Below are 15,849 nucleotides of genomic sequence, written 5' to 3'. Positions count from 1 at the left end.
ACCCTACGCAACACTGCGTAGAGACGATCCGGTGCTCCGCTTGGCATGCTGCACGGCATGAACCTGCGCCTGCGTACCGCGATCGTCAGCGACCCCGGCCTGGTCCGCACGAACAACGAGGACGCCGCCCACGCGGGTGAGCGCCTGCTCGTGGTGGCCGACGGTGTCGGCGGGCAGCCGGCGGGCGAGGTCGCCAGCGAGATCGTGATCCGGAACCTGCTGCCGTTGGACCGTACCCCGATCGACGGTGACCCCACGACGGCGCTCACCGACGCGCTCGCGGCGGCCAACCGACAGATCGCGGAGGTCGGGCGGACCGACCCGAGCCGGACCGGTCTGGGCACCACGGTCACCGCCGTGTTGCTGACCGGCGACCGGCTGTCCGTGCTGCACGTCGGCGACTCCCGCTGCTACCTCGCGCGCGACCCCAACTTCTACCAGCTCACCAGGGACGACACCTTCGTCCAGGAGCTGGTGGACCGGGGCGCGCTGACCCCTGAGGAGGCCCACCGGCACCCGCAGCGCTCGATCATCACCCAGGCGGTGCAGGGTAGCGAACTCGTACCGGCGACCGTTGTCGTACCGGTGGTGGCCGGCGACCGGCTGCTGCTCTGCAGCGACGGCCTATCCGACGTGGTCGACGACGACGCCATAGGTGAGGCGCTGGCCCAGCACACCGAGCCCCAGCAGTGCGCCGAGCAGATGGTCAAACTCGCCCACCAGGGCGGCGCCCCCGACAACGTCACCGTGATCATCGCCGACCTCCACCCCGCCTAACCCTCACCACCTCGCCTCAGCTCCTTGATCACGAAGAGTTCGGCTCGCTATGACCGGCCGAACTCTTCGTGATCAGGAAACGTGATCAGGAGAAGTCGTCAGAGGCCGAAGACGTCTTCGGCGGCGCCGTCGCGGGCGCCGTCGACGAAGCCACGGAAGGCGGGGTCCTCGCGGTCGGCGGTGACGCTGGTGACGGTTTCCCCGGTCGTCTCGGCCACCGCGTCGACCAGCGGCGGATAGTCCAGCTCGACATCACCGAGATCGTCCTCGTCCGCCTCGGCCAGGTTCAGCACCTGCTGGAGATCGTCCGCGGAGGTGTCCTGGTCGGTCGCCCAGGCGTGCCCGATGGAGTAACACTCGTCGTACAGCCCGCGTTGATCGTCGGTCCAGTCATCGTCGTAGTCCGGCACGCTGCGCCTCCTTCGGGGGCCGTTCCCTTTGCAGCATGCCCGCCCGCAGCCTGAGCACGAGCAGGGACGACAAAACTCGCGTACCCGTACGCCTCTAGAGGATTACGGCGCGGGCCGCCGTACCCGGCTCGGCGGGAAGCCGTACGGAGAGCGGGTCGGGGCAGAGCCGGACGAGTTCCGGCAACACCACGCCGAGCGGGGCGTCGATGGTCAGCGCCGAGTACGTGTCCCCACGGGTCGCGCCCTGGTTGACGATCACCACCGGGATGCCGAGTTTCGCCGCCCGGATGACAAACCGGCGGCCGGACATCACCGCCAACGACGACCCGAGCACCAGCAGCATCCTGGCGCTCTCCACCAGGTCGAAACACTGCCGGACCCGGTCCGGCGGCACCGTCTCGCCGAAGAAGACCACGTCCGGCTTGAGCGTGTCGCCGTCACACGCCGTACAGGTGACCATCCGGAACCGGGCGACCGCCTGGTCGGACAGGTCCACGTCGCCGTCCGGGTTGACCGCCGTCGCCTCCGCGTCGAACAGCGGATTCGCCAGGCCCAGGCGCCGGTCCAGCTCGGCCCGGGAGGTCAGGTCACCGCAGCCCAGGCAGATCACCTTGGCCAGGCTGCCGTGCAGCTCCACCACCCGGTCGGCGCCGCCGGCCTGGTGCAGCCCGTCCACGTTCTGGGTGACCACGCCGGTCACCAGCCCCCGCTGCTGCAACTGGGCGACCGCGCGATGCCCGGCGTTCGGACGGGTACGGGCCATCCGCCGCCAGCCGAGGAAGCTGCGCGCCCAGTAGCGCTGCCGGGCCACCGGATCACCGGTGAAGGTCTGGTAGGTCATCGGGCTGGTGCGTACCAGGGCTCCGCTCGGGCCCCGGTAGTCCGGGATCCCCGACTCGGTGGAGAGTCCCGCGCCGCTGAGCACCACGACATCGCCGCCGGCCAGCGACCCGGCCAGCTCGGCGCACTTCTCGGCCGTACCCTCATGCACCCGTCCATGCTGCCGCACCCGGAGGCCGATCGGCCAGGCGCGGCGTACAACGTGGGCCATGACTCAGACGGTACGGTGCAGCCGACGACAATTCCGTACGATTGAGCGCTTTCGCCCGTTTCACGAATGGCTGACGGGAGCATGCGCGCGCACCGCACCGGGCTCCGTGGCGGTTAGCTGAAGCAGACCGGCCACGTACCACCGCGCGGATCGGAGGAACCATGCCGTTCACCGGTAGCCACCCCGCCGCCGTACTGCCGTTCCTGCGTACCGGGCTGGTGCCGTCGGCGCTGGTCATCGGCAGCATGACACCGGACCTGCCGTACTTCGTGCCGCTGCGGTTCTCCGGGAGCACCACCCACACCCTGACCGGGGCGCTGACCGTGGACGTACTGCTGGGTGGGTTGGCCTTCGGGGTGTGGCAGGCGGTGCTGGCGCCGTTCGCGATCGCGCTGGCCCCGGCGGCGGTACGGGAACGCATCGACCCCAAGCTGCCCCGCGGGCTCCTGTTCCACCTGCGAAACTGGCGCCGACTGGCCCTGCTGGGCGCCTCGCTGGCGGTCGGCGCCGTGACCCATGTCGTCTGGGACTCGTTCACCCACGTCCCCGCCTGGGGACCGGCGCACATCCCCTGGCTCAACGGCATCCACGCCGGGATCCCCGGCTACCGCTGGGCCCAGTACGCCAGCACCGTCGTCGGCGGGGCGGCCCTGCTCGCCTGGTTCACCCACTGGATGTTCACGAATGCCCGGCGGCCGAGCACCAATGCTCCGGTGGCGATGCCACCCCTGGTCGCACACGCGGTGTGGGCCTTGATCGGATTCGCCACGGTTGCCGGCGGCCTGCTCGCCGCCCGCCCCGCCTACCTGAACGGCTCCGGCCCGTACGTCACCGTGTTCCTGGGCTTGACCAGGGGCGGCGGGGCCGGCTTGATCGCCGCTCTGGGCTGTGCCCTCGGCTGGTTCTACTACCGCAAGCAGGCGGTCACGAACCCACTGCCGCCTCGGCAGTAGACGGGCGTGGACACAGCAACGCCTCCGCGCCGAACGGGGCGGAGGCGTAATGCCGAGAAGAGTCAGTGCTGCTTCGCCAGGCCGACGAACGCGCGCCACGCCTGCGGGCCGAAGGTGAGTGTGCCGCCGTCACGGTCCTTGGTGTCCCGTACCAGTACCCGCCCGGGGAGGTTGTCGGCCACCTCCACGCACGCGCCGCCGTTGTCAGTGGATCGGGACGATTTGCGCCATTGCGCACCGGTCATGTCGTACATGTCTCTGCCGCTTCCCTAATCATCTCAATCGACTGTCGTTCGGACAGGCAGTCGCACCTCAAACTCTCCCACCTGGTTTGTAGAACCGCAATGTCGTCATCGCGCTCAGCTACCATCGCGCGCAGCGGGGTGTCCATGTACCCAAGCTCCCCATCACGAAGCCGGGCAAGGATGAAGCTTCCCGACAGCCCCGCGTTCTCATGCACGTCGTCAGGGAGTATGTGCAGGTGAACCGTGGGCCGCTCGGCTACTTCGAGCAGAAACTTCAGTTGGTCCGCCATCACGGCAGGCCCTCCGATCATCCGGCGCAGGACTGCCTCGCCCATCGCGGCGACGAACTGTGGAGGGTCCTCGCGGTTCAGCACGGCATCTTGACGCGCGAGCCTGCTGACGGCATGCATCTCGATCTGGTTGGCCGTCACGAGCCCTCCACAACCTAGGATCGCCCTCGCGTAGTCCTCGGTCTGCAACAGACCAGGCAGCACAAGTGGTTCGTACCACCGCAGCGAGAGCGCTTCGCGCTCGGCAGTCATCCAGTCGAGGAACCACGTTGGAGCCGCGCCGTCCTTCACCATCTCTTCCCAGACGGTCTCGAAGTAGCCGCCGGTAGAGAGAGCTGCGTCCACCAGCTTGAGATGCTTCAAGGTCACCCGCTTGGTGCCGGTCTCGATGCCACTGATCTGCGTGTCCGAGCAGAACACCTTCTCACCCAGAGCGGCTTGCGTCAGCCCGGCAGCTACCCGCCGACGACGTAGCTCGCGAACCAAGAATTCCATTGGCGAGATTCCCACTTGTTTCCCTGCCTTCCCCGATGTTGATGATCAATTCCCCAGCTTTCCCTTGCCTGACCACGAGCCCTTCCGGTCTGCGCCGAATAATCCCCGACCCGACGAATGCACTTCCGAGCGTAAAGGCTCCACATCAGACTGTCATCCAGCGGGACCGCTCGAATCCGGCTAGCCGATCGCGCCTGCGAAAGGACGGGCGGAACCGCGCGGACCACCCCGGCCTTCCCCACCCCCGGGGTGGTCCGCTTCCAATACCGAGCAGCAGGAGGTGCGCGATGTTCAGAGCCATTCGCGATTGGTGGACCGCCCGCCGATCCCACCCCATGATCGAAGAGGAATCACCCGGGCTGTGGCGTTCCACTACCCCTATGGGGGTAGCGGAACGCCACAGCCCGGCGTGGCATAGCGCGCCGACGGCCGAATACCGGCCGAGGATCATGACTTTGGGGCAGTTGACCGGCTACCGGGTGGTGCGGTCGCGGTGAGTGGACCGTTTCGGCTGCGGGTGGGAGAAATTCTGGACCTGGCCGCCGGCAACTATTTGATCAGTCCGGATCCGTCGACCGGCAGGCTCACAAGCCTTCGGGTACGCGTAAAGCACGTCCCACCCGGCACGACCGGCTGGCAGGGCGACTGGCTGAGCCTGCTCGCCGTCGAACTGCTCCCCGGCAACGTCGACGGCCGGGACCTCGCCCTGGTGGTGCACCGCCGGGCCCTGGCCGAGCGACCACCACCGGCGGCGCTGGCTCAGGAGCCCACCGACGGGTTCGCGTCCGATCAGGGACTGCACATTCCGCTGCGGCCGATGTGGTTCTGCCGGGTCGACGCGATGCCGTGGCCGTGCGCGGAGGCGAGGCTCGGACTGGCCGAGGGATACCGGGGGTTGGAGATCAGTCTGTGCTGTTATCTCGCCATCCAGTTCCAGCAGGCGATGACCGATCTGCACACGCTCAACCCGGACACCGCACCGGAACCGCGCGCCCTGTACGAAAGGTTCCTCGGCTGGGTGCAGGTTCACCGGAACCGATGAGCGAACTGACGAAGATCACCGTCAACCTGACACCGGCAGCCGAGGCGGCGTTGACCAGACTTGCGGTTGTCCAGCGGGATACGCGTACCGATGTGGTCAACCGGGCGTTGCGACTCGCCGCGCTGATGCTCGACCTGGCGCCCGACGGACATTTCACGCTCGTCCAGGCGGACGGTTCGGTCGACCGCGTCCATCTGGTCTGAACGGGCGCGAGTGCGGCGGCTCCGGCCGGACTCGACAACGCAGAATTCACGTACATCGTTTTTGATGTACGTACATCAAAGACGATGTACGAGTCGAAGGCGTCAGTTTTCCCAGGGCCCTTCCACTGTGGTTGGGCGAGCCCCGGATGTGGCAAGTTCACGTCGCTGGCGATGAGGAAGGGCGCTGTTCTGCCATTCTCGGGGCGACATGTCGTACGCGTCGCGGAAGGCCCGGCTGAAATGCGCGGCGCTGGTGAAGCCCCAACGGCGGGCGACCGCCGCGACCAACAACCAGCGCCCACCGGCCTCGCCCAACTCCCTACGCGACCCGCGCAACCGTTCCTGCAACATCCACCGGGACAGCGTCGTCGACTCACTGGCGAAGAGTTTGTGCAGGTAACGCAGTGAAATGTGGTGCTCGGCGGCGATCCGCTGCGGCGACAACCCCGGATCGCCGAGGTGCTCCCGGACGTAGTCCTTGATCCGGGCGACCAGCGTCTGCCGGGGTGACTCGTCCGGCGGCAGGTCGAGCAGATGGTCGTTGACCAGGGTGGCGATGATGTCGACCACGTGCCTGGCCAGCTTCTCCCAGGTCTGCGCGTGCAGCGTCGAGTCGGGCGCCGCGAGCTGGACCAGCAGCGGGGTCAACAACGTGGTGAGCGGGTGGTCCGGCCGCAGCGGCGACGCGGTCAGCCTCGCCAGTTCCCGGTCGGCCAGGCCGAGCGCCACACGGGGGAACTTGAACACCCGCAACTCGACCTCGGCGGCGGTATACATGGCGAACGGGCGGGCGGCGTCGAGCAGGAAGAACCCGCCTCGCTCCACGTACGACGCGCGACCGTCCTGACGTACGTCCAGCCGGCCGGCATCGAGCACGGCAAGCTGGACCACCTCAGCCCCACCAGCGCGTACGTGATCCGCGGTGCGGCGCAGCGACAGCGAAGCCGACGTCGGCGAACCTGACGACAGCAGCGCGACGGTCAGCGGGCCGATGCGCTCCTCCCGCAGCGACACCACGCCGCCAGCGTGACCGTCAGCGGCGCGGTCAGCGGCAGTGCGGGCGTCAGCGGCAGCATCGCCGTCAGCGGCGGCACGGGCGTCGGCGTCGGCACGGGCGTCGGCGTCGGCACGGGCGTCGGCGTCGGCACGGGCGTCGGCGTCGTCGTTCCGGAAGGTGCGGATGTCCATGCAGCGGGGTGCTGGCGGATACATGTGCATCACCTCGGAGGCCGGTGCATCGACGCTAACCCCGCCCGCGCCGCAGGCTAACTCCCCCCGTGCCGACTCTGCGGTCCCCGTCGATCCGACTCTGCCGACAGCTTGTGCACCCTCGGGCAAGAGTCGCTGCGCGGAGAGTCAAGAACGGTTCCCGTGCGGTCGTAGCGTCCGACCGGAACACCAGACGGCACCGGCGCTGCGACGTACGGAGGGTTCTGAGATGGTCACCAGCGAGCGGACAATCAGCACGGCCCGTTCCGGACTGGTTGTCCACCGGACACCCCGCGCACTGCTGGCGCTCTGCTTCGCCGTACTGGTGCTCGACGGCTACGACGTGGTCATGTTCGGTGCGGTCGTACCGTCGCTGCTCCGGGCGGACGGTTGGGCGTTGGATCGCGGCGACATCGGCGTACTCGGGGCGATGGCCGTGGTCGGCATGCTGCTCGGTGCCCTGGTCGCGGGCGCCCTGGTCGACCGGCGCGGTCGTCGGCCCGTACTCGTGCTGAGTGTGGTCGTGTTCAGCATCGGCATGGCGATCTGCGCGCTGGCCCCCACACCGGGCGTACTCGGCGCCGGCCGGCTCGTGGTCGGCCTCGGTGTCGGGTCGCTGATGCCGACCGTGGCGGCCCTGGTCGCCGAGTACGCCGCACCGGGCCGCCGCCACCTGGACCAGGGCATCGTGTTCGGCGGGATCGGGGTCGGCGGGGCGTTGAGCGGTCTGCTCTCCCTCTCGCTGGCCACCGACGGCGGCTTCCGGGCCATGTTCGTCGCCGGGGTCCTGCCGGCGTTCGTGCTGGTCCCGGTGCTGCTGCGCTGGCTGCCGGAGTCGGCCGAACACCTCATCGCCCAGGGCCGCGAGCGCGAGGCGCGGGCCCAACTCGCCCGGTTCTCCATCGACGCCGAGATCGTCCCGGCCGCGCCCGTACCGTTCACCTCGGCCCGCGGGTCCGGCTCGTGGCGGCTGCTGGTCGGCACCGGTTACCGGGTACGGACCCTGCTGTTCTGGGCCACCACATTCCTGAGCCTGCTCATCCTCTTCGGGGCCAGCACCTGGTTGCCGGTGCTGATGACCGCCGTCGGTTACAGCCTCGGTTCGGCGCTGGCGTTCCTGCTCACCCTCAACCTCGGGGTGGTGGCCGCGTCGCTCACCGCCGCCCCGCTCGCCGACCGGTTCGGTTCGCGACGGGTCATCTCGCTCTCCTTCATCGCCGCCGCGGTCGCGTTCGTCCTGCTCGCCCAGGGGCCGCCGGTGGCGATCGGGTTCGTGCTGGTCGCCGTGGTGGGAGTCGGCGCGGTCGGCACCCAGTTACTGGTGAACGCGTACATCGCCGCCTCCTATCCGGCCAGTCACCGGGCCCGCGCGCTCGGCACCGCGCTCGGCATCGGGCGGCTCGGCGGCATCATCGGCCCGCTGTACGGCGGCTGGCTGCTCGCCGACCGGTTCCCGAACGAGCTGGGCTTCTACGGTTTCGCCCTGCCCGCCCTACTTGCCGGCCTGGTCATCATCGCCGTACGCACCGCAGGCCCCGGTCCGGCCGCCGCTCGGCGCTAGATTAACGACCATGGTTGTGCTCAAATCGGAAGCCGAGATCGCGACGATGCGGGAAGCAGGTCGGATCGTCGCGAACACCCTCGCCGCGGTCGCCGCGGCGGCCCGCGTCGGCGTACGCCTGATCGAGCTTGACGAACTCGCCGCCGGACTCATCGCCAGCGGCGGCGCCAAGCCGTCCTTCCTGAACTACCACCCCGCGTGGGCGCCGATCCCCTACCCGGGTGTGCTGTGCCTGTCGGTCAACGACGTGGTTGTGCACGGCATCCCCGGCGGCCGGGTGCTGGCCGAGGGCGACCTGCTCTCCATCGACTGCGGCGCGTACGTCGATGGTTACCACGGCGACGCGGCGATCACCGTACCCGTCGGGCAGGTCGACGACGCGGCCCGGCGGCTCGCCGACGCCACCGACCGGGCGCTTGCCGCCGGCATCGCCGCGGCCACGGTCGGTGCCCGGATCGGCGACATCTCCCACGCGGTCGAAACTGTCGCCCGCGAAACCGGGTACGGCCTGCCGGACGGCCTCGGCGGTCACGGCGTCGGCAAGGCCATGCACGAGGCGCCTTCGGTGCCGAACACCGGCCCGGCGGGCAGCGGTATGCCGCTGCGCGAGGGGCTGGTGATCGCGATCGAGCCGATGCTGCTCGAAGGTGGTGGGACCCGCTGCCGCACCCTGGCGGACGGTTGGACCATCGCCACCGTCGACGGCAGCCGGGCCGCCCACTTCGAACACACCATCGCCGTCACCGCCGACGGGCCGGTCATCCTCACCGCACCCTGAGCGGTACCGCAGCCTCGTGCGGCGGTTCGGCCGGCGCCCCCAGGTGGACGCCACGGACGAGCAGGTAGCCGATCATCCAGAACTCGCCCACGGTCGCCGGGACCACGAGGGCGTCGGTGACCACGCCCGCGTCGGGCGCGAGGTACCCGACAAACGCGCTGAGTACGTAGCCGACGCCACCCACGATCAGGATCCAGCCCAGGAGGCGGGGCATGAATCCCGAGCGGTGCACGCACATTCCCATCGGGATGAGCCACAGTCCGAAGAAGAGTCCGCCCACCGTCCACAGGTTGCCGCTGATGACGTACGCGAGTTGGGCGGTAGTCGCGGCGTCACCGAAGGGTGCGACGGCGACCTGCGTCGCGGTCGCGAGCAGGGCCGCGCTGCCGAGGACCGCGATGGCGTTGACCAGGCCGAAGGCGGCGATGCTGCCGGCGGCGACCGGATTCACCGTACGGAACAACCGGTAGAACCAGATTGCCGTGAGCGTCTGGCTGAGCACGATGAGCAGTTCGAGGACGATCCCGATGCGTGCCAGGGATTCGTGCTCGACCAGGTGAGCCAGGGTCGCGCTCGGGTCGTCGGCGACGAAGAGCCGCGGACGGATGGTCAGGAAGCCGAGTGCTCCGGTGACGGCGAGGCCGAGATAGAGCAGCCCGGTCGCGCGGGCGGTACGGACCAACGGGTGCATGGTGGCTCCTTCGACTGAGCGCCTGACGACATCGGAGAGCCTTACAACGTAAGGCAACCATACAATGTAAGGCCACGGCAAGGAAGAGGATCGATGGCAGCTAAGAAACCCCGGGAGCCACTGAGCCGCGAGCGCGCTCTCGCGGCGGCGATCGCGCTGGCCGACAAGGAGGGGATCCCGGCGCTGACCATGCGTCGCATAGCCACCGAACTCGGCGTCGAGGCGATGTCGCTCTACCATCACCTCCCCGGCAAGGAAGGCCTACTCGACGGCCTCGCCGAGGCCGTCATCGCCCAGATCGAGACCGAGATCGGCCGCACCGCGGCGACCGGTTCCGACAAGGATTGGCGTACGCGACTGCGCCAGCGCTTCCTGTCGGCGCGCGAGGTCATGCTCCGTCACCCATGGGCGCCCGCCCTGCTCAGCTCACGCCCGACCATCCCCACAGCCGTGTACGCCTACTACGACGGGATCATCGGCACGCTGGTCGACGGCGGATTCTCGTACCGGATCGCCCACCGCGCGATCCACGCGTTCGGCAGCCTCGCCCTCGGCTTCGCCCAGGAGATCTTCCGTCCCGCGTCGGCCGGCGGGAACACGGACGTGGACGTCGCCGAGGCGGACCTGGCCGCCATGGCCGAGGCGCTGCCACACCTGACCGCGATGGTCGCGTCCGAGGTCCACGACGTCTCCGACCCCACGCTGGGCTGGTGCGACAGCCAGGTCGAGTTCGAGTACACACTCGACCTGCTCTTCGACGGGCTCGAACGCGCCCGCGGCTGACGCGCTCGACACTCCCCGCGTCAGATGTGACGCGGGTCATGTCGGGAGGAGAACCGTGGCGAAGGTGCGATTCGTCTTGCCTGATGTGAGACGAAGCTTGGACGGACTCGACGAGGGCGAGTTGCTGCGTCGCGTCGCCCGGGGCGACCGGCGTGCCTTCGACGAGTTGTACCGGCGCACGGCCCCGTGGCTGACCACGCGCTTGCGTCGGCGCTGCGCCGACGAGGACGTGGTGGCCGAGGTGCTGCAGGAGACGTACCTGGCGGTGTGGCGCTCCGCCGGTAGTCAGGCGCACGCGTTGGCCGGGGGCAGTGCGGTGGGCTGGTTGTGGACGATCGCCGCACACCGGCTGGTCGACGCGTTCCGGCACCGGGCCCGACGGGAGCGGGTCCCGGCGGTGCAGACCTTCGAGACGGTAGCCCCGGCGGCCGAGGAGGAGGCCCTGGCCGGCGAGATCGGCGCCGACATGGAGCGGGCTCTGCTGGCATTGCCGGCGGAGTTGCGTCAGGTACTGCGCGCGATGGTCCTCGACGGGCTGACCACACGCGAGACCTCCCTGCTGCTCGGCATGCCGGAAGGAACCGTGAAGACCCGCGCGAGGCGGGCCCGGATCGCGATGCGGGAGGCACTGTCATGACCCCTCACCCCACACCGGCACTCATCTCCCGGTACGCCGCGGGTGACACCGTTCTCGACGACGCCACCACCTGGGCGATGGAGGCGCACCTGGAGTCGTGCGCCGACTGCCGGGCTCTGCTCGCGGACGCTGTCGACCCGAGCACCCGGGACCTGTTGAACCGGGTGGCCGAGGGGATCGACACCGGGATCGCCACCGGCCCGGGTCCGAAGCGTCACCGCCGGCTGCGGCGTACCGGGGTCACCGCACGGGTCCTGCCCTGGCTGCTCACGGCGGCCACGCTGATGCTGATGGCTGTCCTGTTCGAGCGGACCTTCGTCAGCATGCCTTCGCTGGTGCTGCTGATCGCGCCGATGGTGCCGCTGCTGCCCGTGGCAGCCGCCTGGAGCAGGCGCCTCGACCCGGCCTGGGAGCTGATGGCCACCACGCCCCGTACGGGATTGTGGCTGCTGCTGCGCCGTACGTTGGCGGTGCTGCTGGCGGTCGTACCGGTGCTGGCGGTGGCGGGTTGGGGAACAGGACACTCCCCCGCGCTGTGGCTGCTGCCGTCGCTGGGCTTCACCGCCGGAACCTTGGCGCTGGGCGGGTTGGTGGGGGTGGACCGGGCCGCGCTCACACTGGCGGTGATCTGGTCGGTTGCGGTGGTGGCGCCGAGCCTGGCCAGCCGGCAACTCCCGGCCGTCCTGTCGGGCGACAGTTGGCCCGGATGGGCGGCGATCACCGTGGCGTTGGTGGCCGTGGTGTTCCTCCGGGCAGGCGAATACCGCCGTCTCGGCGTCGACCGGACCTGATCCCGCGCACCCGTTCACCCTTCCTCCCGTCGACGGGAGCACTCCGACGTCCGCGAGGACATACCAGACATGACGAATGGAGAGATCATGATGCGTACGGTCAGCGTGGCGGAGACCGCACCGACCACCTACGCGTGGACGGTGTACGCCGAGAAACTGCAGGTCCGGGCCGGCCGGCATCTTGCGGTCAACGGGCTAGACCTGGCGCTGGGCACGGGTGTGCACGGCCTGCTCGGACCCAACGGTGCCGGCAAGACGACGCTGATGCGAGCCCTGGCCACGGTGCTGAAACCGGCCGGCGGGCGACTGAGCCTGCTCGGCGAGGACGTCACCGGCAACGCGGACCTGCCCAACGTACGCCGCAGCCTGGGCTACCTGCCGCAGCACTTCGGCTTCTACCCACGCTTCACCGTCCGGGAGTTCGTCGAGTACATGGCCTGGCTCAAGGAGATGCCCCAGGCGGTCATCCCCGGCGCGGTGCAACGGGCCATCGAACGGGTGGGCCTGGCGGACCGCGCCGACTCCCGGATGAAAACGCTGTCCGGCGGCATGCTGCGCCGCGCCGGCATCGCCCAGGCGATCGTCAACGACCCCGAGCTGCTGCTGCTCGACGAGCCGACGGTAGGCCTGGACCCGGAACAGCGCCTCGACTTCCGCGAGCTGCTGCGCGAGATCGGTGTGGACGGCTGCGTGCTGGTCTCCACCCACCTGGTCGAGGACGTCGCGGTGGCCTGCACCGACGTCGTACTGGTCAACGAGGGTCGGTTGGTGTGGCAGGGCACCGCCGGAGAACTGGCCCAGCAGGGCGGAGCCAGCGACGCCGGTGACAGCGCCACCGAGCGCGGCTACTCGGCGTTGCTGCGAGCCCATCGTGGGCAGGTGTCGGCATGACGGGGCGGTTCCTACGCGTCGAACTGCGCCGCTCGGCGGCCGGCGGCATCGCCCTGTTGATGCTGGTGGTCGGCACGGTGATGCCGCTGTCGTCCACCCAGTCCTTCACGGGGCGGTGGATGCAACTGGCGGTCAACACCCGGTCGATGCTGATGGTGCTACTGCCGTTGGCGCTGGCCGGCGGAGCGTGGCCGGGCCGGCGCGAGACACGTCACCGGGTCGACGAGCTGTTCGCCCAGCCTCACCGGGTGGTTCGAGCATTACGTCAACAACACGGGCTGGTGGGTCAAGGCCGAGGAGGGCGAGGACTTCGACGAAATGGCTCCCTGGCCGGAGGCCAAGGAACGGACGGCGAGGTAACCGGACGATCCCCTACCTGATGGCGATCGGACTCACCGGAGAGCCTGTACCGCCCAGGATCCGGAGCGCGGGGGCGCTGAGGAGGAGGTCCCAACGGCCGTCCGCGGCGCACGCCTCGGACAACTCCTCCAGGTTGAAGTTCTCACCGAGCGTCATGCCCATGTCCCGGATGAGGACGCAGTGCAGCGGGATCCACGCCTCGCCCGCCGGCTGCGTTTCGATCGCCCAGTTGTCGCTGGCCACCGCCGAAATCTCCCGCTCCGACAGCCACCCGGCGCAGTCCACGGTCAGGCCGGGTTCGGTCTCCATCCACCCGTGCCAGCCCTCGACCAGTGCCTTACGCCGCCAGCCCGTCCGGACCAGCAGCACGTCGCCGGACCTGACGGTCAGGTTCTGCTGCTTGACGGCTTCGTCGAGTTCGTCTGGGGTGATCGGGTGGCTCGGCGCGAGCCAGTCCCGGCCGTGCAGCCGGGCGATGTCGAGCAGTATTCCGCGACCCACCACGCCGGGCAGCGACTGGTCGATCGCGTGACGCTTCGCTCCGTCCATGCTCCTGATCGAGTTGGCCGGAACACCGTTGTAGAGCAGGCCGTCGTACCCGATGTGCGCGAGCCCGTCCCAATGGGTGGCCGCCTGCAGGGGCATGAATATGTAGTCGTCGGCACCGACCATGCCGTCCGGGCGGTCGAAGTCACCCGGATGCACACTCATCAGGTGGACCGGATTGATCCGGCCGACCGCTCCGCCGTCCGCCTGCTGGGGCCCGTCCCTGCCGATGGGAATGCTGAGCTCGAAGACCTGCCCCGTACGCACCGACCGGGCCGCGTCCAAGCGCACCTGCGGCGTCAGGAAGTTCAGTGTTCCCCTCTGGTCATCCGCCCCCCACCGACCCCAGTTCGAGAGCCGCTGGCCGATGGACTTGAACTCGTACCTCGTCATTTTGGTTTTCTCCACGTGGTGTCGACCCGGCGGTGCGGGTACCGGTGGCCGCCCGCGGATATGCGGGCGGCCACCGGCGTGGGACCTGGTCGGGGTTACTGGAGGGCGCCGCCGGCGATGAGCAGGGTCTGTCCGCTCACCCAGTACGCGAGCGGGCCGGCGAAGTACTCGGCCGCGTCCGCGACGTCCTCCACCCGTCCCAGACGCCCCCCGATCGGGCGGGGCACCGCGCTCCGGATCGGGGCGTCGTCCGCGAGGACGGTGAATACGCCGGCCCCCTCGATGGCCGTCGGCAGGATCGTGTTGACGGTCACGCCCCGCGGCCCGATCTCCTGCGCCAGCACCTCGACCGTGTAGCGCATCGCCATCTTGCTGGAGCCGTACGTCCCGACACCCGGGTACGGCAGGGCTGGTGGTGCTCGATCCGATGTAGATGATCCGGCCGTTGTCGGCGACGTACTTCGCCGCCTTCTGCAGGGTGAAGAACGTGCCCTTGGTGTTGATCGAGAACAGCCGGTCGAACTGCTCCTCGGTGGTGTCGGCGATGGGCTGGTCGACGAGTTCGACACCGGCGTTGGCGACCACGATGTCGATCTTGTCGAAGGCGCGGAGACTCTCCTGGAAGAGGTTCTCCAGGGCCGCGACGTTCGACACGTCGCCCTGGACCGCCACCGCGTCGGAGCCGAGGTCACGGATGTCCTGCACCGTCTTGAGCGCGCCGGCCTCGTTGCTGCTGTAGTTGACGACCACCCGGGCGCCGAGTGCGGCGTAGCGCAGCGCGATGGCCCTGCCGATGCCCCGAGCCGAGCCGGTGATCAGGGCGACCTTGTCCTTGAGATCCGTCATGTCAATTCCTCTTTCGGGGTGGGAATTTCGTACGAGTGGTCTTGCGTGCTTGATGCGTGATCCGAATTCGCACAGGTCCACCTGGCGCGCGCGGCAATGCTCAGTGGGCGCGTGATACGAGGGCGAAGGTCTCGTCGTAGGTGCCGTTGCGTTCGGCGAAGCGGAACCACTTGACGTTCTCGACGAGGATTTCCCGGGCGTCGGGCTCGGCCTGCAGGAGGTCCATCGTCTCGGAGAGGAAATCCTCCAACGGCATCGACTGCTCGTTGTTCTCCTGATTCATCATCGTGGTGCGTACCGGCGGGGGCACCAGTTCGATGACCTGGATCGAGGAGTCCGCGAGTTGTGCCCGCAGCGCCTCGGTGTAGAAGTGGATTCCCGCCTTCGTGGCGTCGTACGTCGGGGTGAGCGGCAGCGGCACGAACGCCAGCCCAGACGAGACGTTGATGATCGTCGCCTGCTCCTTCGTCGCCAGGTACGGCGCGAACGAGGCGATCGTGCGGATCGGCCCCAACAGGTTCGTCGCGACCGTCGACTCCGCGACCGCCAGGTGTGCCGGATCGAGCAGGTTCTCCGGAAGCATCATCCCGGCGATGTTGATCAGTACGTTGACCTCGGGATGCGTACGGGTGACCGACTCGTACGCCCGCCGGATGGAGTCCGGGTCCGTCACGTCCAGCGGCACGGTGTCGATGCCCTCGTGCTCGGCGGCGATCCGTTCCAGCAGCTCGGTACGACGACCACTCACGATCACCCGGTTGCCGAGATCGCGGAACCGGAGCGCCAACCCGAGCCCGATGCCCGAGGTCCCCCCGGTCATGAAAATTGTGTTCCCGCTCATCTTCACGGTGCTTCTCTCCTCTGTTTTTGGGTGTGCGGCACCCCGCCGGGTTCCGG

At 69.0% G+C, this 15,849-nt stretch carries 20 protein-coding genes and 1 pseudogene; 11 read left to right on the top strand and 10 right to left on the bottom strand.

Annotated elements, in window-relative coordinates; all coding sequences use genetic code 11:
* Window positions 1–57 precede the first annotated feature (57 nt).
* Window positions 58–777 (top strand): protein phosphatase 2C domain-containing protein, encoded by a 720-nt coding sequence (locus tag AB0J90_RS09460; RefSeq protein ID WP_363593915.1) that lies wholly within the window; start codon window positions 58–60, stop codon window positions 775–777.
* 98 nt (window positions 778–875) lie between these two features.
* Here the strand turns inward: AB0J90_RS09460 and AB0J90_RS09455 are convergent, their stop codons facing one another.
* Both AB0J90_RS09455 and AB0J90_RS09450 read right to left on the bottom strand, forming a co-directional pair.
* On the bottom strand, window positions 876–1,187 hold the full coding sequence (locus AB0J90_RS09455) for a hypothetical protein (RefSeq protein ID WP_326561540.1): 312 nt from the start codon (window positions 1,185–1,187) through the stop codon (window positions 876–878).
* Between the two features lie 94 nt (window positions 1,188–1,281).
* Window positions 1,282–2,178: an NAD-dependent protein deacetylase gene (locus tag AB0J90_RS09450; protein WP_363593913.1), complete on the bottom strand. Its 897-nt coding sequence runs from the start codon at window positions 2,176–2,178 to the stop codon at window positions 1,282–1,284.
* A 221-nt stretch (window positions 2,179–2,399) separates the two neighbouring features.
* Between AB0J90_RS09450 and AB0J90_RS09445 the strand changes: the two genes are divergently transcribed.
* Window positions 2,400–3,191: a DUF4184 family protein gene (locus AB0J90_RS09445; protein WP_363593911.1), complete on the top strand. Its 792-nt coding sequence runs from the start codon at window positions 2,400–2,402 to the stop codon at window positions 3,189–3,191.
* Window positions 3,192–3,253: 62 nt separating this feature from the next.
* Here AB0J90_RS09445 and AB0J90_RS09440 read toward each other — a convergent pair whose 3' ends face one another.
* Both AB0J90_RS09440 and AB0J90_RS09435 read right to left on the bottom strand, forming a co-directional pair.
* On the bottom strand, window positions 3,254–3,436 hold the full coding sequence (locus tag AB0J90_RS09440; RefSeq protein WP_363594368.1) for a DUF397 domain-containing protein: 183 nt from the start codon (window positions 3,434–3,436) through the stop codon (window positions 3,254–3,256).
* Window positions 3,433–4,221: a helix-turn-helix transcriptional regulator gene (locus AB0J90_RS09435; RefSeq protein ID WP_363593909.1), complete on the bottom strand. Its 789-nt coding sequence runs from the start codon at window positions 4,219–4,221 to the stop codon at window positions 3,433–3,435. The genes AB0J90_RS09440 and AB0J90_RS09435 overlap by 4 nt, the downstream gene beginning before the upstream one ends.
* 493 nt (window positions 4,222–4,714) lie before the next feature.
* Between AB0J90_RS09435 and AB0J90_RS09430 the strand changes: the two genes are divergently transcribed.
* Window positions 4,715–5,263 (top strand): hypothetical protein, encoded by a 549-nt coding sequence (locus AB0J90_RS09430; RefSeq protein ID WP_363593907.1) that lies wholly within the window; start codon window positions 4,715–4,717, stop codon window positions 5,261–5,263.
* Window positions 5,260–5,466 carry a hypothetical protein gene (locus tag AB0J90_RS09425; RefSeq protein ID WP_363593905.1) on the top strand — a complete coding sequence of 69 codons (207 nt, stop codon included), beginning with the start codon at window positions 5,260–5,262 and terminating at the stop codon, window positions 5,464–5,466. The genes AB0J90_RS09430 and AB0J90_RS09425 overlap by 4 nt, the downstream gene beginning before the upstream one ends.
* 102 nt (window positions 5,467–5,568) lie before the next feature.
* Here the strand turns inward: AB0J90_RS09425 and AB0J90_RS09420 are convergent, their stop codons facing one another.
* A complete protein-coding gene (locus AB0J90_RS09420; RefSeq protein WP_363593903.1) occupies window positions 5,569–6,678 on the bottom strand; it encodes an AraC family transcriptional regulator in 1,110 nt (369 codons plus the stop codon).
* 226 nt (window positions 6,679–6,904) lie between these two features.
* Here AB0J90_RS09420 and AB0J90_RS09415 point away from each other — a divergent pair, with 226 nt between their 5' ends.
* Window positions 6,905–8,236, top strand: coding sequence for an MFS transporter (locus AB0J90_RS09415; protein ID WP_363593901.1), 1,332 nt, complete (start codon window positions 6,905–6,907; stop codon window positions 8,234–8,236).
* Window positions 8,237–8,246: 10 nt separating this feature from the next.
* Window positions 8,247–9,014, top strand: coding sequence for a type I methionyl aminopeptidase (map, locus tag AB0J90_RS09410; RefSeq protein ID WP_363593899.1), 768 nt, complete (start codon window positions 8,247–8,249; stop codon window positions 9,012–9,014).
* Here the strand turns inward: map and AB0J90_RS09405 are convergent.
* On the bottom strand, window positions 9,001–9,705 hold the full coding sequence (locus AB0J90_RS09405; RefSeq protein WP_363593897.1) for a DUF4386 domain-containing protein: 705 nt from the start codon (window positions 9,703–9,705) through the stop codon (window positions 9,001–9,003). The genes map and AB0J90_RS09405 overlap by 14 nt on opposite strands.
* A gap of 93 nt (window positions 9,706–9,798) precedes the next feature.
* Here AB0J90_RS09405 and AB0J90_RS09400 point away from each other — a divergent pair, with 93 nt between their 5' ends.
* The 5 genes from AB0J90_RS09400 to AB0J90_RS09380 all read left to right on the top strand — a co-directional run bounded on the left by AB0J90_RS09400 (window position 9,799) and on the right by AB0J90_RS09380 (window position 13,187).
* On the top strand, window positions 9,799–10,488 hold the full coding sequence (locus AB0J90_RS09400; protein ID WP_363593895.1) for a TetR/AcrR family transcriptional regulator: 690 nt from the start codon (window positions 9,799–9,801) through the stop codon (window positions 10,486–10,488).
* A gap of 97 nt (window positions 10,489–10,585) precedes the next feature.
* Window positions 10,586–11,125: an RNA polymerase sigma factor gene (locus AB0J90_RS09395; RefSeq protein ID WP_363593893.1), complete on the top strand. Its 540-nt coding sequence runs from the start codon at window positions 10,586–10,588 to the stop codon at window positions 11,123–11,125.
* The gene (locus AB0J90_RS09390; RefSeq protein ID WP_363593891.1) at window positions 11,122–11,916 is read left to right on the top strand and encodes a zf-HC2 domain-containing protein; all 795 of its coding nucleotides are present in this window, start codon (window positions 11,122–11,124) and stop codon (window positions 11,914–11,916) included. The genes AB0J90_RS09395 and AB0J90_RS09390 overlap by 4 nt, the downstream gene beginning before the upstream one ends.
* A 90-nt stretch (window positions 11,917–12,006) precedes the next feature.
* The gene (locus tag AB0J90_RS09385) at window positions 12,007–12,807 is read left to right on the top strand and encodes an ABC transporter ATP-binding protein (RefSeq protein ID WP_363594366.1); all 801 of its coding nucleotides are present in this window, start codon (window positions 12,007–12,009) and stop codon (window positions 12,805–12,807) included.
* Window positions 12,804–13,187, top strand: a complete 384-nt coding sequence (locus AB0J90_RS09380; protein WP_363593889.1) for a hypothetical protein — start codon at window positions 12,804–12,806, stop codon at window positions 13,185–13,187. The genes AB0J90_RS09385 and AB0J90_RS09380 overlap by 4 nt, the downstream gene beginning before the upstream one ends.
* On the opposite strand, the gene AB0J90_RS09375 is transcribed toward AB0J90_RS09380, so the two are convergent.
* The 4 genes and pseudogenes from AB0J90_RS09375 to AB0J90_RS09360 all read right to left on the bottom strand — a co-directional run bounded on the left by AB0J90_RS09375 (window position 13,180) and on the right by AB0J90_RS09360 (window position 15,772).
* Window positions 13,180–14,106 (bottom strand): cyclase family protein, encoded by a 927-nt coding sequence (locus AB0J90_RS09375; RefSeq protein WP_363594364.1) that lies wholly within the window; start codon window positions 14,104–14,106, stop codon window positions 13,180–13,182. The two genes, AB0J90_RS09380 and AB0J90_RS09375, sit on opposite strands and share 8 nt — an antisense overlap.
* A 95-nt stretch (window positions 14,107–14,201) precedes the next feature.
* On the bottom strand, window positions 14,202–14,468 hold the full coding sequence (locus AB0J90_RS09370) for an SDR family oxidoreductase (protein ID WP_363594362.1): 267 nt from the start codon (window positions 14,466–14,468) through the stop codon (window positions 14,202–14,204).
* Between the two features lie 100 nt (window positions 14,469–14,568).
* Window positions 14,569–14,952 (bottom strand): annotated as a pseudogene (locus AB0J90_RS09365) (SDR family NAD(P)-dependent oxidoreductase); the annotation flags it as partial.
* Window positions 14,953–15,052: 100 nt separating this feature from the next.
* Complete coding sequence (locus AB0J90_RS09360) at window positions 15,053–15,772, bottom strand: SDR family NAD(P)-dependent oxidoreductase (RefSeq protein WP_363593887.1); 720 nt, start codon at window positions 15,770–15,772, stop codon at window positions 15,053–15,055.
* Between the last annotated feature and the right edge of the window lie 77 nt (window positions 15,773–15,849).

Source organism: Micromonospora sp. NPDC049523 (assembly GCF_040676775.1).
Classification (GTDB): Bacteria; Actinomycetota; Actinomycetes; order Mycobacteriales; family Micromonosporaceae; genus Micromonospora_G.
This window is presented reverse-complemented; position numbering and strand designations above follow the sequence as displayed.